The organism is Klebsiella sp. 2019SCSN059 (assembly GCF_021739525.1).
Taxonomy (GTDB): domain Bacteria; phylum Pseudomonadota; class Gammaproteobacteria; order Enterobacterales; family Enterobacteriaceae; genus Klebsiella; species Klebsiella quasipneumoniae.
In genome coordinates this window covers 1-22,404 of sequence record NZ_JAKKOM010000025.1, presented here as the reverse complement: position 1 = coordinate 22,404, position 22,404 = coordinate 1, and the positions used below count along the sequence as shown (strand labels likewise).

At 60.2% G+C, this 22,404-nt stretch carries 17 protein-coding genes; 8 read left to right on the top strand and 9 right to left on the bottom strand.

The annotated features are described in order from the left end of the window. Nucleotides 1-5: 5 nt before the first annotated feature. Complete coding sequence (gene fdnG / locus L2I46_RS21100) at nucleotides 6-3,053, bottom strand: formate dehydrogenase-N subunit alpha (RefSeq protein WP_236948200.1); 3,048 nt, start codon at nucleotides 3,051-3,053, stop codon at nucleotides 6-8. Between the two features lie 225 nt (nucleotides 3,054-3,278). Between fdnG and yddG the strand changes: the two genes are divergently transcribed. Next, nucleotides 3,279-4,157 carry an aromatic amino acid DMT transporter YddG gene (gene yddG / locus L2I46_RS21095; protein ID WP_032453011.1) on the top strand — a complete coding sequence of 293 codons (879 nt, stop codon included), beginning with the start codon at nucleotides 3,279-3,281 and terminating at the stop codon, nucleotides 4,155-4,157. Here yddG and benD read toward each other — a convergent pair. The 7 genes from benD to L2I46_RS21060 form a co-directional block, all read right to left on the bottom strand. Next, nucleotides 4,154-4,927 carry a benzoate diol dehydrogenase BenD gene (gene benD, locus L2I46_RS21090; protein ID WP_065881635.1) on the bottom strand — a complete coding sequence of 258 codons (774 nt, stop codon included), beginning with the start codon at nucleotides 4,925-4,927 and terminating at the stop codon, nucleotides 4,154-4,156. The genes yddG and benD overlap by 4 nt on opposite strands. Before the next feature lie 9 nt (nucleotides 4,928-4,936). Beyond that, nucleotides 4,937-5,953: a benzoate 1,2-dioxygenase electron transfer component BenC gene (gene benC / locus L2I46_RS21085; RefSeq protein WP_132133546.1), complete on the bottom strand. Its 1,017-nt coding sequence runs from the start codon at nucleotides 5,951-5,953 to the stop codon at nucleotides 4,937-4,939. Between the two features lie 9 nt (nucleotides 5,954-5,962). Continuing rightward, on the bottom strand, nucleotides 5,963-6,448 hold the full coding sequence (benB, locus tag L2I46_RS21080; protein WP_023289852.1) for a benzoate 1,2-dioxygenase small subunit: 486 nt from the start codon (nucleotides 6,446-6,448) through the stop codon (nucleotides 5,963-5,965). Next, entirely contained in the window at nucleotides 6,448-7,830 is a 1,383-nt protein-coding gene (locus tag L2I46_RS21075; RefSeq protein ID WP_236948199.1) for a Rieske 2Fe-2S domain-containing protein, read from the bottom strand. The genes benB and L2I46_RS21075 overlap by 1 nt, the downstream gene beginning before the upstream one ends. A gap of 109 nt (nucleotides 7,831-7,939) precedes the next feature. Next, the gene (gene catA, locus L2I46_RS21070; protein WP_236948212.1) at nucleotides 7,940-8,866 is read right to left on the bottom strand and encodes a catechol 1,2-dioxygenase; all 927 of its coding nucleotides are present in this window, start codon (nucleotides 8,864-8,866) and stop codon (nucleotides 7,940-7,942) included. Nucleotides 8,867-8,934: 68 nt separating this feature from the next. Next, nucleotides 8,935-9,225: a muconolactone Delta-isomerase gene (catC, locus tag L2I46_RS21065; RefSeq protein WP_023289855.1), complete on the bottom strand. Its 291-nt coding sequence runs from the start codon at nucleotides 9,223-9,225 to the stop codon at nucleotides 8,935-8,937. A gap of 19 nt (nucleotides 9,226-9,244) precedes the next feature. Next, the gene (locus L2I46_RS21060; RefSeq protein WP_172969387.1) at nucleotides 9,245-10,408 is read right to left on the bottom strand and encodes a muconate cycloisomerase family protein; all 1,164 of its coding nucleotides are present in this window, start codon (nucleotides 10,406-10,408) and stop codon (nucleotides 9,245-9,247) included. 171 nt (nucleotides 10,409-10,579) lie between these two features. On the opposite strand from L2I46_RS21060, the gene L2I46_RS21055 reads away from it, so the two are divergent. Then, the gene (locus L2I46_RS21055) at nucleotides 10,580-11,416 is read left to right on the top strand and encodes an IclR family transcriptional regulator domain-containing protein (protein ID WP_072420104.1); all 837 of its coding nucleotides are present in this window, start codon (nucleotides 10,580-10,582) and stop codon (nucleotides 11,414-11,416) included. Here the strand turns inward: L2I46_RS21055 and kmrA are convergent. After that, nucleotides 11,411-12,910 carry an efflux MFS transporter KmrA gene (gene kmrA / locus L2I46_RS21050; protein ID WP_072420103.1) on the bottom strand — a complete coding sequence of 500 codons (1,500 nt, stop codon included), beginning with the start codon at nucleotides 12,908-12,910 and terminating at the stop codon, nucleotides 11,411-11,413. The genes L2I46_RS21055 and kmrA overlap by 6 nt on opposite strands. Nucleotides 12,911-13,028: 118 nt before the next feature. Here kmrA and L2I46_RS21045 point away from each other — a divergent pair, with 118 nt between their 5' ends. The 6 genes from L2I46_RS21045 (at nucleotide 13,029) to narI (ending at nucleotide 21,929) form a co-directional block, all read left to right on the top strand. Next, nucleotides 13,029-13,604: a TetR family transcriptional regulator gene (locus L2I46_RS21045; RefSeq protein WP_032429166.1), complete on the top strand. Its 576-nt coding sequence runs from the start codon at nucleotides 13,029-13,031 to the stop codon at nucleotides 13,602-13,604. Nucleotides 13,605-13,779: 175 nt separating this feature from the next. Continuing rightward, complete coding sequence (locus L2I46_RS21040) at nucleotides 13,780-15,162, top strand: NarK family nitrate/nitrite MFS transporter (RefSeq protein WP_236948198.1); 1,383 nt, start codon at nucleotides 13,780-13,782, stop codon at nucleotides 15,160-15,162. A gap of 113 nt (nucleotides 15,163-15,275) precedes the next feature. Then, entirely contained in the window at nucleotides 15,276-19,016 is a 3,741-nt protein-coding gene (locus tag L2I46_RS21035; RefSeq protein ID WP_236948197.1) for a nitrate reductase subunit alpha, read from the top strand. After that, nucleotides 19,013-20,557, top strand: coding sequence for a nitrate reductase subunit beta (gene narH / locus L2I46_RS21030; RefSeq protein WP_004202708.1), 1,545 nt, complete (start codon nucleotides 19,013-19,015; stop codon nucleotides 20,555-20,557). The genes L2I46_RS21035 and narH overlap by 4 nt, the downstream gene beginning before the upstream one ends. Further along, nucleotides 20,557-21,252, top strand: coding sequence for a nitrate reductase molybdenum cofactor assembly chaperone (narW, locus tag L2I46_RS21025; protein WP_102004064.1), 696 nt, complete (start codon nucleotides 20,557-20,559; stop codon nucleotides 21,250-21,252). Before narH ends, narW begins: the two co-directional genes overlap by 1 nt. Then, the gene (gene narI / locus L2I46_RS21020) at nucleotides 21,249-21,929 is read left to right on the top strand and encodes a respiratory nitrate reductase subunit gamma (protein WP_023289864.1); all 681 of its coding nucleotides are present in this window, start codon (nucleotides 21,249-21,251) and stop codon (nucleotides 21,927-21,929) included. The genes narW and narI overlap by 4 nt, the downstream gene beginning before the upstream one ends. Nucleotides 21,930-22,404: the final 475 nt, after the last annotated feature.

Genomic DNA, 22,404 nt, shown 5'->3' with positions numbered 1-22,404 from the left:
GCTCCTTACGCTTTCTCGATGTTGACCAGAAACGCCTTGTACTCCGGCGTTTGCGAGTTGGAATCGCCGACGTTCGGCGTCAGGGTGTTGGCGATATAGCCTTTGCGAGCCACGCCTTCAAAACCCCAGTGCAGCGGGATCCCGACGGTCTCCACCAGCTGGCCGTTGACGTTGAGAGTTTGCAGACGGCGCGTCACCACCGCCACCGCGCGAATAAAGCCGCGCTGGCTGCTGACTTTTACCCGGTCGCCGTTGGCGATGCCTTTCGCTTTTGCCAGCCCTTCGCTGATTTCGACAAACTGTTCCGGCTGCGCGATGGAATTGAGCAGCGCATGCTTGGTCCAGGTATGGAAGTGTTCGGTCAGACGATAGGTGGTCCCGACGTACGGGAACTTATCCTTCTTACCTAAGCGAATGGCGTCCTCTTCATACACACGCACCACCGGGCTGGAGACCACCTTCGGGTGCAGCGGGTTAGTGCCAAGCGGGGTTTCCATCGGCTCGTAGTGTTCCGGGAACGGCCCTTCCGCCAGCTTATCCAGTGCGAACAGGCGACCCAGCCCCTCCTGCTGCATGATAAACGGCCCGGTGTTGCTCCCCGGCGGCGCGGTATTGAAGTCCGGAATATCATTCCCGACCCACTTGCTGCCGTTCCACTGGATCAGCATCCGCTTCGCATCCCACGGCTTGCCGTTGATGTCGGCTGACGCGCGGTTATAGAGCACCCGGCGATTGAGCGGCCACGCCCAGGCCCAGCCCAGCGTATTGCCCAGACCCGACGGGTCGGCGTTATCGCGGTTCGCCATCTGGTTGCCCTGCTCCGTCCAGCTGCCGCTGTAGATCCAGCAAGACGACGCGGTGGTGCCGTCATCGCGCAACAGCGCAAAGCTGTTCAGTAATTGGCCTTTCTTCGCCACCAGAGCACCGCTGGCGTCATACAGGTCCGCCAGCGCGTAGCCGTTGTTCTCTTTCGCCACCTCTTCTGATTCCGGACGATCCGGCTGCTTGTAGTGCCAGCCCATCTTCAGCAGCGGCTCAGCGCCTTTACCGCCTTCGGTGCGGTACAGTTCGCGCAGGCGATGGTAAATCCCGGCCAGGATTTCGCCATCGTTGCGCGCCTCGCCCGGCGCGTCCTGCCCTTTCCAGTGCCACTGCAGCCAGCGGCCAGAGTTAGCGATCGAACCGTCCTCTTCGGCAAAGCAGGTCGATGGCAGGCGGAAGACTTCCGTCTGAATCGTCGACGGGTCGACATCGTTCGACTCGCCGTGGTTTTGCCAGAAGGTCGAGGTTTCAGTCACCAGCGGGTCGATAACCACCATGTACTTCAGCTTGCTCAGGCTGCGAACCACCTTGTTTTTATCCGGGAACGACGCCACCGGGTTAAAGCCCTGGCAGATATAGCCGGTGACGTTGCCGTTATCCATCATGTTGAAGTACTTGATCACGTCGTAAGCCTGGTCCCACTTCGGTAACCACTCGAAGCCCCAGTCGTTCTCTTTTTGCGCCGCCTCGCCGTAGAAGGACTTCATCAGGCTGACAAAGAATTTCGGGTAGTTGCTCCAGTAGTTCACCTGGTCCGGCAGGGTCGCTTTTGGCGTGTTGGCCGTCAGATACGTCTGCAGATCCGGCTGCTTATCAGAAGGCAGCGTCAGGTAGCCCGGCAGGCTGGTGGACAGCAGGCCAAGGTCGGTCAGTCCCTGAATATTAGAGTGACCGCGCAGGGCATTCACGCCGCCGCCGGCCATGCCCATATTGCCGAGCAGCAGTTGGATCATCGCCATGGTGCGAATGTTTTGCGCGCCGACGGTGTGCTGCGTCCAGCCCAGGGCATACAGGAAAGTGGTGGTGCGATCGGCGGCGCTGGTTGAGGCCAGCACGTCGCACACCCTGAGGAAGTCCGCTTTCGGCGTACCGCAAATGTTTTCGACCACCTCCGGCGTGTAACGGGAAACGTGCTGCTTCAGCAGGTTCCACACGCAGCGCGGATGGCTGAGCGTCTCATCGCGTTTGGCGTAGCCGTTTTCATCGAACTGGTAGTTCCAGGACGATTTATCATACTGGCGTTTGTCCGCATCATAGCCGCTGAACAGCCCCTCTTCGAAGGCAAAATCATCCCGCACCAGCAGGCTGGCGTTGGTGTAGTGCTTCACGTACTCGGCATTGATTTTGTTATGTTCGATCAGGTACAGCAGGACCCCCGACAGGAAGGTAATGTCGGTACCGGAGCGAATCGGCGCATAGATATCCGCCACCGACGCCGTACGCGTAAAGCGCGGGTCGACAACGATAAGCGTGGCGTCGTTGTTGTTTTTCGCTTCCATCGCCCAGCGGAATCCCACCGGGTGGGCTTCCGCGGCGTTGCCGCCCATCACCACCACGACGTTCGCGTTTTTGATATCCACCCAGTGGTTGGTCATCGCACCGCGACCAAATGTTGGAGCAAGACTTGCTACCGTTGGTCCGTGTCAGACGCGCGCCTGGTTGTCTACCGCCAGCATGCCGAGCGAACGCACAAATTTTTGCGTCAGCATGCCGGTTTCATTACTTGCTGCCGAAGCGCACAGCATGCCGGTGGAAAGCCAGCGGTTAACCGTCACGCCCTGTTCGTTCTTTTCCATAAAGTTGGCGTCGCGGTCGGCTTTCATCAGCCGGGCGATGCGGCTGAAGGCTTCATCCCAGGAGAGTCGCTGCCATTTATCAGATCCCGGCGCGCGGTATTCCGGGTAGCGCAGGCGGTTGTCGCTGTGGACATAATCCAGCAGGCCGGCGCCTTTCGGGCATAACGCGCCGCGGCTCACCGGATGGTCCGGATCCCCTTCAATATGGTAAATCGCTTCTTTGGCGTTTTTCGCGCCGTCGCCGAGGCTATACATTAATAGCCCGCAGCCAACGGAGCAGTAAGTGCAGGTGTTGCGGATCTCTTTCGCACGCAGCAATTTGTAGTTGCGTGCCTGAGCCAGCGCCATTTTGGGGGCAAAGCCCAGGGCGGCAGCTGTGGTTCCGGCCATACCGCCTGCGCAGATCTTAAAGAACTTTCTGCGGCTGACGTCCATTGCATTCCTCCATGCAGGATGTTGATTCATCGCGCGGAGGAAACTAACAGCAAAATCCCGGGAAAATTTGCGTCAAATCAAGGAGCAAAACCAACGCCCCCTTAATCGCCAGCCGCGGCGGTTTTCACTAATCCCTAGGGGTTACCCATGGCGGAAAATTTCGCCCCGCGGCGGTAAAAAGATGATATATATGCCGGCTGCATTTGCGTAACCCTCAGGATAAGCATGGAGAAAAAGAGAGCCACGACCATCGGCTTCGCCGCCATTATTTTATGGAGCACCATGGTCGGATTGATTCGCGGCGTCAGCGAAGGACTGGGACCGGTCGGCGGCGCGGCGATGATTTACAGCCTCAGCGGCCTGCTGCTGATTTTTACCGTCGGTTTCCCTAACCTGCGCCAGATCCCGCGCCGCTATCTGCTGGCCGGCAGCGCGCTGTTCGTCAGCTATGAAATCTGCCTCGCGCTATCCCTGGGCTATGCCGCCAGCCGTCAGCAGGCCATTGAAGTGGGGATGGTCAATTACCTGTGGCCCAGCCTGACCATCCTGTTCGCCATCCTGTTTAATGGTCAGAAAAGCAGCTGGCTGGTGATCCCCGGTTTGCTTCTCGCCCTGCTTGGCGTCGGCTGGGTGTTGGGGGGTGAGCACGGCCTGCAGCTGGACGAGATTATCAGCAACGTCATCTCCAGCCCGCTCAGCTATCTGCTGGCCTTTATCGGCGCCTTTATCTGGGCGGCCTACTGCACGGTGACGGCCAAATATGCCCGCGGCAAAAATGCCATTACCCTGTTCGTCCTGTTAACCGCGCTGACGCTGTGGCTGAAGTTTCTCGCCACGCCGCAGCCGCCGATGGTCTTCAGCTGGCCGGTCAGCATCAAGCTGCTGACGGTAGCGGTGGCGCTCGGTCTGGCCTACGCCGCGTGGAACGTGGGGATCCTCCACGGCAACGTCAGCCTGCTGGCGGCGGCCTCCTACTTCACGCCGGTGCTCTCCTCCGCGCTGGCGGCGATCCTGCTTAGCGCCGCGCTATCGTGGCCCTTCTGGCAGGGGGCCGGGATGGTGTGTCTCGGCTCCCTGCTCTGCTGGTACGCGACCCGCCGTTAGCCGAGATCGCCACCCGCCACCGGGAGGGTGACGCCGGTGATATAGCTGGCCTCATCGCTGGCGAGGAACAGGATCGCGTTCGCCTGTTCCGCCAGCGTGCCGTAGCGGTGCATCAGGCTGCTGGCCACCGTCTGATCGACCACCTGCTGATACCATGCCTTCTCCTGCTCACCGGGCTGCTCGTCGTTACGCGGCGTCAGGCGCGGCGGCGCCTCCGTCCCGCCCGGCGCGACGGCATTGATGCGGATGCCGCTGCCGCTGTACTCCATGGCGATCGACCGGGTCAGCGCATTGACGCCGCCTTTCGCCGCCGAGTAAGGCACCCGGTTGACCCCCGCCGTCGCCACCGATGAGACGTTGACGATGCTGCCTTTGCCCTGCTTGAGCATCCAGGGCAGCGCCGCGCGGCAGCCCCACAGGGTGGGAAACAGCGAGCGGCGGATCTCTTTCTCAATCTGGTCCGGCTGGTATTCGGCAAACGGCCGCGCCCAGATGGTCCCCCCAACGTTATTGATAAGCACATCGATGCGGCCAAAATGCGCGACCCCGTCGGCAAATGCCTGCTCGGCGCTCGACCACTGTTCCAGGTCCGCCTCCAGCGCCAGCACCTGACTGCCGGACTGCGCCAGGGTCGCCGCCAGCTCGCGCACCCAGGGCGCGCGATCGATGAGCAGCAGAGCCGCGCCTTCCGCAGCCGCCTGCTCCGCAGTCTGGCGGCCAATGCCCTGGGCCGCGCCGGTGATGGCGACCACTTTATCGCGAAAACGCATACTACCTCCTTATGCCGCCGCGCTCTGGCTGGCGATAAATTTCTCGTACCAGAAGCCCGCCGGGGCGATCCCTCGCTCACGCAGCGCCGTGGCGACCGCGTTGACCATCGGCGGCGGGCCGCAAAGGTAGATATCGACCTCGCCATTATTCAGCATAGCGTCGTCAAGATGATCGGTGACAAAGCCGCGCTGCGGGCAGGCGCTGTTTTCCTCCGCCACCACCGGCAGCCAGCGAAAGTGGGTTAACTGCTGACGAAATGCCTCCAGCGCCTCGGTCTTCACCAGGTCGCCGTCGCGCGTGACGCCATACAGCAGGGTCACCGGGCGCGAGCTGTTCTGCGCCTGCAGAGTCTCGAGCATGGAGAGCAGCGGCGCCAGCCCGGTACCGCCGGCCAGCATCAGCAGCGGACGTTCGCCATGGCGCAGATAGAAGCTGCCCATCGGGCCGCTGAGGATCAGGCGATCGCCGGGCCGCGCCTGCCGGGTTAACCACTGGCTCATCATGCCGCCGGGCACGTTACGGATCAGGAAACGTCCTTCTGCCGAGCCTGGGCGGGAGCTGAAGGAATAAGCGCGAACGTGCGGCGTGCCTGGCACCTGGATGTTGACGTACTGCCCCGCCAGGAAGTCCAGCGGCTCATCGAGGGCGACCACCAGCTCGACGGCGGTATCGGACAGACAATTCACCTGCCGCACCTGCGCCCCGGTGTTCGTCAGGGCGGTTTTACACTGGGCGGCAGCCACTGGCACATCGATTACGCAGTCGCTGGTGGGCACCATCTGACAGGTCAGCACCTGGCGGGCCTGCGCTTCCGCGTCGCTTAGCGCTTCGTCGAGATACTCGTCGCCGAGAGCGTATTCCCCGCTGGCGCAGTGGCATTTGCAGGTGCCGCACACGCCGTCCGAGCAGTCCATCGGCAAATTCACCTTCTGCCGATAGGCGGCATCCAGGACTTTCTCTCCGGCATGGCATTGAATAAAGCGGGTAATACCGTCCTCAAAATTAAGAGCAATAGTGAAGGTCATAAGCGCCTCTTAAATGTGGTAAACGTCGATCACCTGACGGATATAATCGTTATTCAGGCGCACGGTTTTGCGCACGATCTGCGGTCTGCCGTCCTGCTCGGTCAGCGTGCAGCAGGTGGCGCCGAAAAAGGCGTCGGTGTGCTGATAGCGGTGGCTCCAGGTCACCCAGCTGTAACGCACCTCCAGCCCTTCATCGTTCTCCCCCAGCAGCTCGACGTTGCTGATGATATGGGTGGTTCGCGGCTCCGGCGTGCTGGCCCCGGAGCGCTCGGTTTTAATGCGGTAGACGCGATCCTCCAGCCCTTCGCGGTTGGGATAGTAGATCAGCGAAATCTCTTTTTGCGGATCGCGCGTCAGCTGGTCATCGTCGCCCCACGCCGGCATCCAGTAGACGACCTGCGGGCTGTAGCAGCTGAGCCATTCATCCCACTGACGATCATCCAGCAGACGGGCTTCGTAGTAGAGAAACTGGCGTACCTGTTCGAGGTTCAGCATCAGGCCACCTCCACGCGCTGGGTGATCGACTGGTCATAGCGTTGCTGCTCTTGTTCAATCGCCGCCAGCATCAGCGTCTGCCAGTGATGGTGATGGGCGATATACAGCGCCTCGTCCTCTGATTTCACGCCGCTTAAGCGCGGATGAAATCCGGCGTGCTGCGCATGCGCATCCGGACCGTCGACCCAGCGCAGCGCGCCGCGGCTGAGATCGCTCCACGCCAGGTTTTCGCCGAGATAGCCGCGCTGACAGGCGCTGAACTCTTCGAGGTCGTCCGGGGTCCCCATCCCGCTGACGTTAAAGAAATCCTCGTACTGGCGGATGCGCAGGGCCCGCGCCTGGTCGGATTCCCCCTTCGGCGCAAAGCACCAGATAGTGACTTCGGTTTTGTCCACCGCCAGCGGACGAATGACGCGGATCTGGGTGGAGAATTGATCCATCAGATAGACGTTGGGGTACAGGCACAGGTTGCGGGTTTCGTTGACCATCTGGTCGGCGCGGAGTTCGCCGAATTCCGCCTGCAGGCGCTCGCGGTGGGCATACACCGGGCGCACCTCCGGATTCAGCGCCCGGGTCCACAGCAGCATATGGCCGTTATCAAATCCGTAGCCGCCGCCGAGGCTTTTTGACCAGCCGTTGGCGTCCACCGCATGGGTGCCTTCCGCTTCATAATTGCGCCGCGACATGGTGGAGGCATAGTTCCAGTGCACCACGCTCACGTGGTAGCCATCAGCGCCGTTCTCTGCGCCCAGCTTCCAGTTGCCCTCGTACACATAGCTCGACGATCCCTTGAGCACCTCCAGCCCCTCCGGCGCCTGGTCGACGATCAGATCGATGATTTTGCAGGTTTCCCCGAGATAGGCTTCCAGCGGCTGCACGTCGGCATTGAGGCTACCGAATAAGAAACCGCGATAGGACTGAAAACGCGGCAGCTTTTGCAGGTCGTGCGATCCTTCCTGTTTGAAAGTGTCAGGATAGCCGCCGGTGCTTTCATCTTTGGCTTTTAATAGTTTGCCATTATTGCTGAAGGTCCAGCCGTGAAACGGACAGGTAAATGAGTTTTTATTCCCGGTTTTCCGTCGACATAACATGGCGCCGCGATGGGCGCAGCTGTTAATTAACGCATGCAGCTCGTTCTTTTTATCGCGGGTAATAATGACCGGCTGACGCCCCAGCGTCAGGGTATAATAATCCCCCGGCTCGGCTATTTGGCTTTCATGGGCGAGAAACGCCCAATTACCTTCAAAGATATGCTTCATTTCAAATTCAAACAGCTGCGGGTCGGTAAATATCGAACGGTGGCAGCGGTAAATATGGTTTTCACGATCGACAATTAAGGCGTTGTTAATTTTGTTTTTAAGCGCTGATAGCGTTTTTTGCATGAGTCAGTCCCTCCTGCAGTATTCAGGATGAAAGAAACCGGGTGAATTGTTTGCTTTCAGGTGCAATGTCTGGCCCGGGCAACCGCATGCCCGGGGCCGTTACAGCAGATTACGCTTTGGCGCGCAGGCGGGCGCCGCGCTGCTCTTCGTCGGCGCTGAGCGCTTTACACAGGGTGAAATCAAAACAGACCTCAGTGTGCTCTCCCTCAAGGTCGCGCTGCGCGATAGTCTCGCGGTCCGTCACTTTGATCGGGTCGGCAATCAGGCCGTCGCGGGTGGCAAAGGCAAAATCATCCCACAGGTATTTATCGCCGCTGAGGTTGATCTGGCTGGTGAGATGTTTATGCCCCGGCGCGGAGACGAAGAAGTGAATGTGCGCCGGACGGTTGCCATGGCGGCCTAACCGATCCAGCAGCTTCTGCGTCGGGCCATCCGGCGGACAGCCGTAGCCGGATGGCAGGATGCTGCGCACGCTGTAGCGGCCATCGGCGCCGGTGCGGATCCGCCGGCGCAGGTTGTATTCGCTCTGGCTCGGGTCGCAGAAGGAGTAATTGCCGAGGGTATTGGCGTGCCAGATATCGACAATGGCGTTGGCCACCGGCCGGCCCTCGGTATCGTTGACCTGGCCATGCAGCCACATCACTTCCCCGGCGTCGGCGCCATCATCCATCCGGGCGTGGCCGTCGGCCAGCGGCGCATTAGCCACATACAGCGGCCCTTCGATGGTGCGCGGGGTGCCGGTTTCCCGGCGCGCCGCCGCGTCAATGGCGTCCTGACGCAGGTCGAGGAAATGCTCCAGACCCAGTCCCGCCGCCAGCAGCGCCGCCTCCTGACGGCCGCCCAGCGCATGCAGATAGTTCACCGCATGCCAGAACTCTTCTTCGGTAACGTTATAGTCGTCGATCAGCGTACAGATATTCTCCAGCAGACGGTGAATAATGGCTTTAAAACGTTCGTTACCGCCAGGGACATGTAAACCCGCGCCTTCACGTAATAATTTCTGCACGGCTTCTTGTTGTACGAAAGCATTACTCATCATTATTCTCTCTTATCGTTGTAGGGTATTTCCCGGGTCACCCGGCATGAGGTCAGGTGTTATTATTATTAGCTATCGTCGTCACGAACAGACGAGGGATGACGGCACAGCGCCTCGACGCGAATATCCATAAAAGGATACAGCGGCAATCCCATTAATATTTGATGTAACTCTTCGGCATCGTTGACATCGAAAATACTGACATTGGCGTAAAGACCGGCGACGCGCCAGATATGTCGCCATTTGCCTTCCCGCTGTAATTGTTGTGAATAGGCTTTTTCGCGTTGCTTTATTTCCTCCGCTTCGGCGACGGGAAAGCCAAGCGGAATATTCACGGTCATCTCCACTTTAAATAGCATGTGTTTCTCCTGTTACCCGCTACGCCTGGCGGGTGTAAAAACGCAGTTTGTCTTCATCCAGCTCGACGCCAAGACCCGGGGTTTGCGGGAGCGCCACCTCGCCGTCGGCAAAGGAGAGCGGTACGCGGACGATATCGTCTTTCAGCAACAGCGGGCCGAACATCTCGGTGCCCCACTGCAGCGGCAGCGTCGACCAGGCGTGCAGCGAGGCAACAGTCCCCACGGTCCCCTCCAGCATGGTGCCGCCATACAGGCCAATCCCCGCCGCCTGGGCGACGCGAGCCAGCGCCAGTACGCTATTCGGTCCGCCGGCCTTGGCTATTTTCAGCGCGTAAGCGCCGGTAAAGCCCTGCTGCGCCAGTTGATAGCCATCGTAAGCGGTGGCTACCGCTTCGTCGGCGAGGATCGCGGTTTCAATATGCTGGCTCAACCGCACCAGCGCCGCGTTGTCGTGGGCGCTGACCGGCTGTTCGATGAGGTCGACGCCCATCGCCGCCAGCTCGCGGCAGCCTTTCGCGCCGGTCGCGGCGTCCCAGGCCTGGTTGACGTCGACGCGGATGCTGGCGCGATCCCCTAACGCTTCCACAATGGCGCGGGTATGGCGCAGGTCGGTAGCTAATTCGCGGGCGCCAATTTTCAGCTTGAATGCCCGATGGCGGCCCTCTGCTAACAATTTTTCCCCTTCGGCAATATCTTTTGCGGTATCGCCGCTGGCTAACGTCCACAGCACCGGCAAGGACGTTTGCAGCGCGCCGCCGAGCAGCGCCGACACCGGCAGGCCCAGCGCTTTGCCCTGCGCATCCAACAGCGCGGTTTCAATGGCGGACTTCGCAAAGGTGTTGCCTTTAATGGCGCTGTTCATGCGGGCGGTCAGCGCATTCAGGTTATCGGCCGGTTGCCCCAGCAGCAGCGGCGTCAGGTAATGCGTTATCGCCGACGAGATAGCCTCCGGGCTCTCGACGCCATAGCTCAAGCCGCCGATGGTGGTGGCCTCGCCAATGCCGCAGATGCCGTCGGAGCGAGTAAGGCGCACAATCACCAGCGTCTGACATCCCATGGTGGTCATCGACAATTTATGTGGCCGGATGGTTGGGACATCCACAATCCAGCTCTCAATACCTTCTACGGTGGCAGTCATTTTCGCTTCCTGATGAGATGTATAACTTTTTGTACCCACATCCATAACGGGGAGGGCTGTGCCATTGACAATAGGGTTCGGTCTGGCGGGTGGTCAACGGCGATAATCGAAATGTTGTGCGATTATCGGCACGTTTGTTAAAAGGCGGTTAATAATGTGATCGCGGTGGTAAAACCGGCACAATTCAGGACGGTGCGGTTTGCGCACGGTATAGTGATGCCCCGTGAGCTTTGCAATGCAACGGAGAGGGAATCCATGCGTGACCATACCCCCACCACCCTAAGCGCCAGGCAGGCCGAGCACGATCCCAACTTTATGCTGTCTCTGGCTCGCGGGCTGGAGGTGCTTAACGCCTTTACCCCGCAGCGTCAGCGGCTGACCATTTCCCAGTTAAGCCAGAAAACGCAAATTTCCCGCGCGGCGGTACGCCGCTGCCTGTATACCCTCGCCGCGCTGGGCATGGTCCATAGCCCGGATGGCCGCCATTATGAGCTCTTGCCCCGGGTGCTGGCGGTGGGCCATGCCTATCTCGCCGGCACTCCGCTGGCGAAAGTGGCGCAGACGGCGCTGGATAGCCTCGGCAAAGCCCTCGGCGAATCCTGTTCGGCGGCGACGCTCGATGGGGATAACGTGCTCTATATCGCCCGCGCCGCGGTGAATAATTTACTGAGCGTCGATCTCGGACGCGGCAGCCGTCTGCCGGCGTGGGCGACGTCGATGGGTCGGGTATTGCTCAGCGCGCTGCCGGAGGAGCAGCTGGAGGTGACACTGTCACGCGCCGTGCTCATTCGCTACACCCCACACACCCTGTGCGATATGGCCGGGCTACGCGCGGAGATTGATCGGGTGCGCATGCAGGGCTATGCCCTCGCCGACCGCCAGATAGAGGTGGGCCTGTGCTCGCTGGCGGTGCCGGTGCTGTCGCGTCATGGCCAGGTGGTGGCCGCGCTGAATGTCGGGGTGCCGGCCGCGACGGTCAGCGCCTCGGCGTTAAAAGAGAAGGCCCTCGCCCCGCTACGCCGCGCGGCGATGGACCTGTCGCTACAGCTATAGCGCCGACGGCGGCTTCGTCGCCGTGGCGAGGCTGCGCCAGATCCCGGCGGCCAGCAGCAGAAGCATGACCCCCGCTGTCGCCAGCACCAGGCTGTGCGCCTGGGTAAAGGCCGCCTTCGCCGCCGCCATTAGCGCCTCCGCCACCCCGGCGGGCAGCGCCTGGGTCAGGCTGACCGCCTCGCCGATCGATGACGACGCCTGCTGCGCCATCGTCTCATTCAGCCCGGACGGTAGCACAATGGTGGCGCTGTAGCTGCGGGTGAGGATCAGGCCGAACAGCGCAATGCCGAGTCCGGCGCCCAGCTCATAGGCCATGGTTTCGATCGCCCCGGCCGCCGCCGCTTTCTCCTTCGGCGCCGCCGCCATAATGGCGGAGCTGGAGGCCAGCAGCGCGCTGGCGACGCTAAAGCCCAGCAGCGTCATCAGCCCCCAGGCCAGCCAGTGTTGAGTGCTGAAATCGGTCAGCGCCAGGCCCAGAAAGCTGAAGGCGCTCAGCAACATCCCGCCGGTAGCCACCTCGCGCAGTCCGAGCTTCGACACCAGCATCCCGGCAATCGGCCCGCTAAAGCCGCTGGCCACCATCACCGGCAGCATAAACATCCCCGCCTCGAACGGCGTTTTCTGATGCACAAACTGCAGCTCCTGCGCCATCAGCAGCTCAAAACCCACCAGGGTAATCAGGGCCGTCATCGCCATCATCACCCCGCTTAAAATAATGCGATGGGTGAACAGGCGCATATCCACCATCGGCCGGGCCGCCGACAGCTGTTTGCGGATAAACCAGGTCAGCATCGCCGCCCCGCCGATCGCCACCAGCGCGGTAAGCCACAGCGCCAGCTGGCCCTTCAGGGCCGATTTGGCGCTAAACACCAGCATCAGGATCGCCGCAATCAAAATGAGCGCCTGCAGCAGGTTCAGCGGCTGGTCGCGGCGCGCGGGCTGGCGCGGCACCACTTTCGCGTTAATGGCGATAACCACCAGCACAATCGGCACGTTGATCAGGAACACCGATCCCCAGTAGAAATGCTCCAGCAGCATGCCGCCCACCAGCGGGCCAAAGGCCGCGCCGCCGGAGCCCACCGCCGCCCACAGCCCCAGCGCCATATTGCGCTGGCTGGCCTCGGCGAAGGTGCTGCGGATCCCGGCAAGCGTCGCCGGAACGATCATCGCCGCCCCCACCGCCAGCAGGGCGCGGGAGGCAATCAGCGTCAGGGCGGTCGGCGACAGCGCGGCGCACAGCGAGGCGATGCCAAAAATAGCGCTGCCGAGCAGCAGCAGACGTTTAAAGCCGATTTTATCGCCAAGGGCGCCCATCGGCAGCACCATCCCGGCCATCACCAATGAATAGATATCAATGATCCACAACAGCTCATTACCGCTGCTGCCCAGCGCGACGCTGAGGGTCGGCGCGGCCACATGCAACACCGTGGCGTCAATCGCCACCGGAATATAAACCAGCAAAATCGCCATCAGCGTCATCCATTGCCGTGACATAGCGTGTACCTCAAGTTAGAACTTGGACACATGTCCAGGATGACGATCCTGCCGGATTGTTGAACACATGTCCAACTTTTTGTTACACTCGGTTAAAGCCAGATATCAGCGGGGTTCTATGCACTATTTACAGCGGGATGAGCGACGGGAAGGAATTATGCAGGCCGCCATGCGCCTGGCGCTGCGCGGCGGCTTCAGCGCCATGACCGTCCGGCAGATCGCCCGCGAAGCGCAGGTGGCCGCCGGACAACTGCACCACCACTTCGCCTCCATTGGCGAGCTGAAGTCCCAGGTGTTCATCCGTCTTATCCGCGAGATGCTCGACATGCCGCTGGTGGCGGAGGATGCCAGCTGGCGCGAGCGGTTATTCTCGATGATCGGCAGCGAGGATGGCCGGCTGGAACCCTATATCCGCCTGTGGCGGGAGGGCCAGGTGCTGGCCGACAGCGACCCGGACATCAAAGCGGCCTACCTGCTGACCATGACCATGTGGCATGCCGAGACCGTGGCGATCGTGGAACAGGGTCTCGCCTGCGGAGAGTTTCACTCGAGCGAGCCGCCGGTGGATATCGCCTGGCGTTTTATCGCCCTGGTGTGCGGCCTCGACGGAATTTACGCCCTCGGCACCCAAACCCTGGACGAGACGGCGTTTAGCCGTTACGTCAATAAGATGATTACGCTGGAGTTATTTTAGTTAAATTTTACATTTAGTAACAATTAATCCCGCTACGCTCTCCACGTGCTCTCCGACAGCACGTTTTTTTTATCTACGCTTTTTAGATAACGCCAATTAAGAGTTATTCACCGTCACCTTGTATTCAGCTGTTGACCTTATTTATTTACTCCATTCCGGGCAATTAGAGGGCAATATGTCGGTACAAAATGAGAAAGATAATCATTACCTTTTGAAAAACTGGCGGCCAGAAAATAAGGCCTTCTGGGAAAACAAGGGTCAGGCCATTGCGAGAAGAAACCTCTGGATATCAGTCACCTGCTTACTACTTGCCTTCTGCGTATGGATGTTATTCAGCGCCGTGGCGGTCAACCTTAATAAGGTCGGTTTTCATTTCACTACCGACCAGCTTTTTTTATTAACCGCACTTCCTTCACTTTCCGGCGCGATATTACGGGTCCCCTACTCCTTTATGGTACCCCTCTTCGGTGGGCGCTACTGGACCGTATTAAGTACAGTGATCCTAATTGTGCCTTGTATTTGGTTAGGCGTGGCGATCCAGAATAGCGCTACTCCATTTTGGGTATTTATTGTTATTGCGCTGCTGTGCGGTTTTGCCGGGGCTAATTTTGCTTCCAGTATGGGAAATATCAGTTTCTTTTTTCCCAAAGCCAAACAGGGCAGCGCGCTGGGGGTCAACGGCGGCCTGGGCAATCTCGGGGTCAGCGTGATGCAGATGGTCGCCCCGGCGGTGATCTTCCTGCCGATCTTCACCTTCCTCGGCGTCCATGGCGTCACCCAGCCCGATGGCTCGACCATGGCCCTGAGTAATGCGGCGCTCGTCTGGGTACCCCTCCTGCTGTTTGCCACCGCTGCCGCCTGGTTCGGTATGAATGATATCGCCAGTTCGAAGGCCTCGATTCGCGATCAGCTTCCCGTACTCAAGCGCCCGCATATGTGGCTGTTGAGCCTGCTCTATCTGGCGACTTTTGGCTCATTTATCGGCTTCTCCGCCGGCTTCGCCATGCTGGCGAAAACCCAGTTTCCTGCGGTCGACATTCTCAAGCTGGCTTTCTTTGGACCGTTTATCGGCGCGCTGGCGCGCTCATTCGGCGGGATCATCTCCGACCGTCTGGGCGGTGTGCGGGTGACGCTGGTCAATTTCGTGCTGATGGCGCTCTTTACCGGTCTGCTGTTCCTCACCCTGCCGGGCAGCGGATCCGGTAGCTTCCTCGCCTTCTACGTGGTGTTTATGGGGCTGTTCTTAACCGCCGGGCTCGGCAGCGGCTCCACCTTCCAGATGATCGCCGTCATCTTCCGTCAGCTCACCATCGAGAGCGTGAGGCAGCGCGGCGGCAGCGAAGAAGAAGCGCAGCATGAAGCCGTAACCGATACCGCTGCCGCGCTGGGCTTTATCTCGGCAATTGGCGCCATCGGCGGCTTCTTTATCCCGAAAGCCTTCGGCACCTCGCTGGCGATGACCGGTTCGCCGGTCGGGGCGATGAAGGTCTTCTTCGTTTTTTACGTGGTTTGCGTATTGGTGACCTGGCTGGTCTACGGCCGACGTAAACCCGCTTAACCATAACGATTTATCTGCCGGATGGCGGCTTCCGCCTTATCCGGCGTACGCGTTCGTTCGCTCATCCGGCCGGGTGGCACGATGCCGGACATCATCGGAGCAGGAGAAATGTCATGAGTAAACTACTGGATCGCTTTCGCTACTTTAAGCAGAAAGGCGAAACCTTTGCCAACGGCCACGGTCAGGTCTACAACAACAACCGTGACTGGGAAGACAGCTACCGTCAACGCTGGCAGTTCGACAAAATTGTCCGCTCCACCCACGGCGTGAATTGCACCGGCTCCTGCAGCTGGAAAATTTATGTCAAAAACGGTCTGGTGACCTGGGAAACCCAGCAGACCGATTATCCGCGTACCCGCCCGGATCTGCCGAACCATGAACCACGCGGCTGCCCGCGAGGCGCCAGCTACTCCTGGTATCTCTATAGCGCCAACCGTCTGAAGTACCCGCTGGCGCGTAAACGGCTGATTGCGTTGTGGCGCGAAGCACTGGCGCAGTTTCCCGACCCGGTGCAGGCCTGGGATAGCATCATGCAGGATCCGGCCAAAACCACCAGCTATAAAGCGGCGCGCGGCAAAGGCGGCTTTGTCCGCTCCAGCTGGAAAGAGCTGAATCAGCTCATCGCCGCCGCCAACGTCTGGACCATCAAACACTACGGCCCGGACCGTGTCGCCGGGTTCTCTCCGATCCCGGCGATGTCGATGGTCTCCTACGCGGCGGGTACCCGCTATTTATCCCTTATCGGCGGCACCTGCCTCAGCTTCTACGACTGGTACTGCGATCTGCCCCCGGCCTCGCCAATGACCTGGGGCGAGCAGACCGACGTGCCGGAATCCGCCGACTGGTACAACGCCAGCTACATTATCGCCTGGGGCTCCAACGTGCCGCAGACCCGGACCCCGGATGCCCACTTCTTCACCGAAGTACGCTACAAAGGCACCAAAACCATCGCCATCACCCCGGACTATTCGGAAGTGGCCAAACTGTGCGACCACTGGCTGGCGCCGAAGCAAGGTACCGACAGCGCGCTGGCGATGGCCATGGGCCACGTCATCCTCAAAGCCTTCCACCTTGATAACCCGAGCGATTACTTTCTTAACTACTGCCGCACCTATACCGACATGCCGATGCTGGTGATGCTTGAGCCGCGCGACGATGGCAGCTATGTGCCAGGCCGCATGCTGCGCGCCTCCGACCTGCTGGATGGACTGGGCGAAACGAATAACCCGGAATGGAAAACCGTCGCCTGCAACGCCGACGGCGAACTGGTGGCGCCGAACGGTTCCATCGGCTTTCGCTGGGGCGAAAAAGGGAAATGGAATCTCGAACCGCTGGCTGACGGCAAAACGGTGGAGCTCACGCTGTCTCTGCTGAATATTCGCGACAGCGTGGCGTCAGTCGCCTTCCCCTACTTCGGCGGCAATGAAAACCCGCATTTCCGCAGCGTGCCGCAGGCACCGGTAACCCTTCATCCGCTCCCCGTGAAACAGCTGACGCTGGCCAGTGGCGAAAGCGGCCTGGTGGTCAGCGTATATGACCTGATTCTGGCTAACTACGGCCTGGACCGAGGGCTTGATGATGTCAATGCGGCGAAAGATTTCGCCGAGGTTAAAGCCTATACCCCGGCGTGGGCGGAGCAGATCACCGGCGTGCCGCGCCAACATATCGAACAAATCGCCCGCGAGTTCGCCGATACGGCGCATAAAACCCATGGCCGTTCGATGATTATCCTCGGCGCCGGGGTAAACCACTGGTACCACATGGATATGAACTACCGGGGGATGATTAACCTGCTGGTGTTCTGCGGCTGCGTCGGCCAGAGCGGCGGCGGTTGGTCGCACTATGTTGGTCAGGAGAAGCTGCGCCCGCAGACCGGCTGGCTGCCGCTGGCGTTCGCGCTGGACTGGAACCGTCCGCCGCGGCAAATGAACAGCACCTCCTATTTCTACAATCACGCCAGCCAGTGGCGCTATGAAAAACTGACCGCGCAGGAGCTGTTGTCGCCGCTGGCCGACGCCAGCAAATTTAGCGGCAGCCTTATCGACTTCAACGTCCGCGCGGAACGGATGGGCTGGTTGCCTTCTGCGCCACAGCTCAACGTCAACCCGCTGACCATCAAGCAGCAGGCCGAGGCCGCCGGGCTATCGCCTTCGGAGTTCACGGTGCGGTCGCTAAAATCCGGCGAGATCCGCTTTGCCGCCGAGCAGCCGGACAGCGGCAAAAACCATCCGCGGAACCTGTTTATCTGGCGCTCTAACCTGCTGGGATCGTCCGGTAAGGGGCATGAGTACATGTTGAAATACCTGCTCGGGACCGACAGCGGTATTCAGGGGGATGAACTGGGCGCCAGCGATGAGGTGAAACCTGAGGAAGTCGAGTGGCAGACGGCGGCTATCGAGGGCAAACTCGACCTGCTGGTGACGCTGGATTTCCGCATGTCGAGTACCTGTCTCTTTTCCGATATTGTTCTACCGACCGCCACCTGGTACGAAAAAGACGATATGAACACCTCGGATATGCATCCGTTTATCCACCCGCTTTCCGCCGCCGTCGACCCGGCGTGGGAGGCAAAGAGCGACTGGGAGATTTACAAAGATATCGCCAAATCCTTCTCGCAGGTCTGCGTCGGCCATCTCGGGAAAGAGACCGACGTGGTGCTGGTCCCGCTGCAGCATGACTCTCCGGCTGAGCTGGCGCAGCCGTTCGAGGTGCTTGACTGGCGCAAGGGCGAATGCGATCTGATCCCCGGGAAAACCGCTCCGTCGATTGCCCTGGTGGAGCGCGACTATCCCGCCACCTGGGAACGCTTCACCTCTCTCGGGCCGCTGCTCGATAAGCTTGGCAACGGCGGAAAAGGCATCTCGTGGAATACGCAAAGCGAAGTCGATTTCCTCGGCAAGCTTAACTACCTCAAACAGGACGGTCCGGCCAAAGGCCGGCCGCGGATCGACAGCGCCATTGACGCCTCCGAAGTTATTCTCAGCCTCGCGCCGGAAACCAACGGCCAGGTGGCGGTGAAAGCCTGGCAGGCGCTGGGAGAATTTACCGGTCGCGACCACACTCATCTGGCGCTGAATAAAGAGGATGAGAAGATCCGCTTCCGCGATATTCAGGCGCAGCCGCGCAAGATCATCTCCAGCCCAACGTGGTCCGGACTGGAAAGCGAGCACGTCTCCTACAACGCCGGTTATACCAATGTGCACGAACTGATCCCGTGGCGCACCCTCTCCGGGCGGCAACAGCTGTATCAGGACCATCCGTGGATGCGGGCTTTTGGCGAAAGCCTGGTGGCTTATCGCCCGCCCATTGATACCCGCAGCGTCAGCCAGATGAAGGCCGTGCCGCCGAACGGTTTTCCGGAGAAAGCGCTGAACTTCCTGACCCCGCACCAGAAATGGGGGATCCACTCCACATACAGCGAAAACCTGCTGATGCTGACGCTGTCGCGCGGCGGGCCGATCGTCTGGCTCAGTGAAACTGACGCCAGAGAGCTGGGCATTGAAGATAACGACTGGATTGAAGCGTTCAACGCCAACGGCGCCCTCACCGCCCGGGCGGTGGTGAGCCAGCGCGTGCCGCCGGGGATGACCATGATGTATCACGCTCAGGAGCGGATTATGAACATCCCGGGTTCGGAAGTGACCGGCCGCCGCGGCGGCATTCATAACTCCGTCACCCGCGTCTGCCCGAAGCCGACGCACATGATCGGCGGCTACGCCCAGCTGGCCTATGGCTTTAACTACTACGGCACCGTCGGCTCCAACCGCGACGAGTTCATCATGATCCGCAAAATGAAAAATATTGCCTGGCTGGATGACGAAGGTCGCGATCAGGTACAGGAGGCGAAAAAATGAAAATCCGTTCTCAGGTTGGAATGGTGCTGAATCTGGACAAATGCATCGGCTGTCACACCTGCTCGGTCACCTGTAAAAACGTCTGGAGCAGCCGGGAGGGCATGGAGTACGCGTGGTTCAATAATGTGGAAACCAAACCGGGCATTGGCTACCCAAAAAACTGGGAAGACCAGGAGCAGTGGCAAGGCGGCTGGATCCGCGGCATCAGCGGTAAACTGACGCCCCGCCTCGGCAATCGGGTTAGCGTGCTGTCGAAGATATTCGCCAACCCGGTGCTGCCGGCGATTGACGATTACTACGAACCTTTCACCTACGATTACCAGCATCTGCACAACGCGCCGGAGGGAAAATATCTGCCTACCGCCCGCCCACGCTCGCTGATCAGCGGCGAGCGGATGGATAAAATTGACTGGGGCCCGAACTGGGAGGAACTGCTCGGCGGCGAGTTCGAGAAACGCGCCCGCGACCGTAACTTCGAAGCCATGCAGAAAGAGATGTACGGCCAGTTCGAAAACACCTTTATGATGTACCTCCCGCGCCTGTGCGAGCACTGCCTCAACCCGAGCTGCGTGGCCACCTGCCCGAGCGGCGCCATCTACAAGCGTGAGGAAGATGGCATCGTGCTGATAGACCAGGACAAATGCCGCGGCTGGCGGATGTGCATCAGCGGCTGTCCATATAAAAAAATCTACTTTAACTGGAAGAGCGGTAAGTCGGAAAAATGCATCTTCTGCTATCCGCGCATTGAGTCCGGGCAGCCAACGGTGTGCTCCGAAACCTGCGTCGGGCGCATCCGCTATCTCGGCGTCTTGCTGTATGACGCCGACCGTATCGAAGAAGCTGCCAGCACCGAGCATGAAACCGACCTCTATGAGCGCCAGTGCGAGGTATTCCTTAATCCAAACGATCCGGCGGTCATCGAGGAAGCGTTAAAACAAGGCATCCCCCACAATGTCATTGAGGCGGCGCAGAAATCGCCGGTCTATAAGCTGGCGATGGACTGGAAACTGGCCCTGCCGCTGCATCCGGAGTATCGCACCCTGCCGATGGTCTGGTATGTGCCGCCCCTGTCGCCGATCCAGTCGGTTGCCGACGCCGGCGGCCTGCCGAACAACGGCGCCATCCTGCCGGCGGTGGAGAGCCTGCGCATTCCGGTCCAGTACCTGGCGAACCTGTTGAGCGCCGGGGATACCGGACCGGTATTGCGCGCGCTGAAACGGATGATGGCGATGCGCCACTACAAGCGCTCGCAAACCGTCGAGGGCGTGACCGATACCCGGGCAATTGAAGAGGTGGGACTCAGCGTTGAGCAGGTCGAAGAGATGTATCGCTATCTGGCGATCGCCAACTACGAAGACCGCTTCGTGATCCCCACCAGCCATCGCGAACTGGCGGAGGATGCCTTCCCGGAACGCAACGGCTGCGGCTTTACCTTCGGCGACGGCTGCCACGGGTCAGATACGAAATTCAACCTGTTTAACAGCCGGCGGATTGACGCCATCGACGTCAGCGGCGTGCGTAAGCATGGGGAGGGAGAGTGATGCGGATCCTGAAAGTGCTCGGTCTGCTGCTGGAGTATCCCGACGAGGTGCTGTGGGAGAACCGCGACGAAGCCCTGGCGCTGGTCAGCGCCGATATCCCTTCCCTGACGCCCTTTGTCGGGGAGCTGCTGGCGGCGCCGCTGTTGGATCGCCAGGCCGACTGGTGCGAGGTGTTCGAGCGAGGGCGCGCCACCTCGCTGCTGCTGTTTGAACATGTGCATGCTGAGTCCCGCGACCGTGGCCAGGCGATGGTGGACCTGATGAATCAGTATCAGCAGGCAGGTCTGCTGATCGATTGCCGTGAACTGCCCGACTATCTGCCGCTGTATCTGGAGTATCTCAGTATTTTACCCCTCGCCGACGCCCGCGAAGGGCTCCAGAATATCGCGCCGATTCTGGCGCTGATCGGCGGCCGCCTGAAGCAACGAGAATGCTCGTATTATCAACTATTTGACGCCCTGTTGGAACTGGCAATAAGCCCGCTCACCAGTGACAGTGTCACCAAACAGGTGGCGGGAGAAAAGCGCGACGATACCTCTCAGGCGCTGGACGAAGTGTGGGAAGAAGAGCAGGTGAAGTTTATTGAAGATAATGCGACCGCTTGCGACAGCTCGCCTATGCAAGCTTATCAACGACGCTTTAGCCAGGATGTGGCGCCGCTGTACGTCGACATCCGCGCCGGAGGCCCGAAATGATCCAGTATCTGAACGTCTTCTTTTACGATATCTACCCTTACCTTTGCGGCGCCGTGTTTCTGCTTGGCAGCTGGCTACGCTACGACTATGGGCAGTATACCTGGCGCGCGTCATCCAGCCAGATGCTGGATAAACGCGGGATGGTGCTATGGTCGAACTTGTTTCATATCGGCATTCTCGGCATTTTTTTCGGCCATCTCTTTGGCATGCTGACCCCGCACTGGGTCTACTCGTGGTTCCTGCCGATGTCGCAGAAGCAGCTGATGGCGATGATCCTCGGCGGCGTGTGTGGGGTGCTCACCCTGGTGGGCGGCATCGGCTTGCTGGCTCGCCGCCTGACCAACCCGCGCATTCGCGCCACCTCCACCACGGCAGATATTCTGATCCTGTGCATTTTGCTGATTCAGTGCGCGCTGGGGCTGACGACGATCCCCTTCTCCGCCCAGCATCCGGACGGCAGCGAAATGCTCAAGCTGGTGGACTGGGCGCAGGCGGTGGTCACCTTCCACGGCGGCGCCTCGGCGCATCTGGACGGCGTGGCCTGGATTTACCGCGTCCACCTGGTGCTGGGGATGACCATCTTCCTGATCTTCCCGTTCACCCGTCTGGTTCACGTCTGGAGCGCGCCGGTGGAATATTTCACCCGCCGCTACCAGGTGGTGCGCTCCCGACGCTGAGCGCTGGCGGCTGTTATCCTTCATCCTAACCGGTAGCCCGGACGCGGCCTTCGCGCGAGTCCGGGTAGTTATCGACCCGGCTCCAGCCGTTATGCCGGGTGGCGGCTGTCGCCTTACCCGGCCTAGAGGGCCCTCTCACAGGCTCATCCCCCGTAGGCCCGCGAAGCGCAGCGCCGCCGGGCAAGATATCAGGCACGGTACCTGTAATTTCGCCGGGCGGCGGCTGTCGCCTTACCCGGCCTACAGGCCCTCTCACAGGCTCATCCCCCGTAGGTCCGCGAAGCGCAGCGCCGCCGGGCAAGATATCAGGCTCAGTACCTGTAATTTCGCCGGGTGGCGGCTGTCGCCTTACCCGGCCTGCAGGGCCCTCTCACAGACTCATCCCCCGTAGGCCCGCGCAAGCGCAGCGCCGCCGGGCAAGATATCAGGCACGGTACCTGTAATTTCGCCGGGTGGCGGCTGTCGCCTTGCCCGG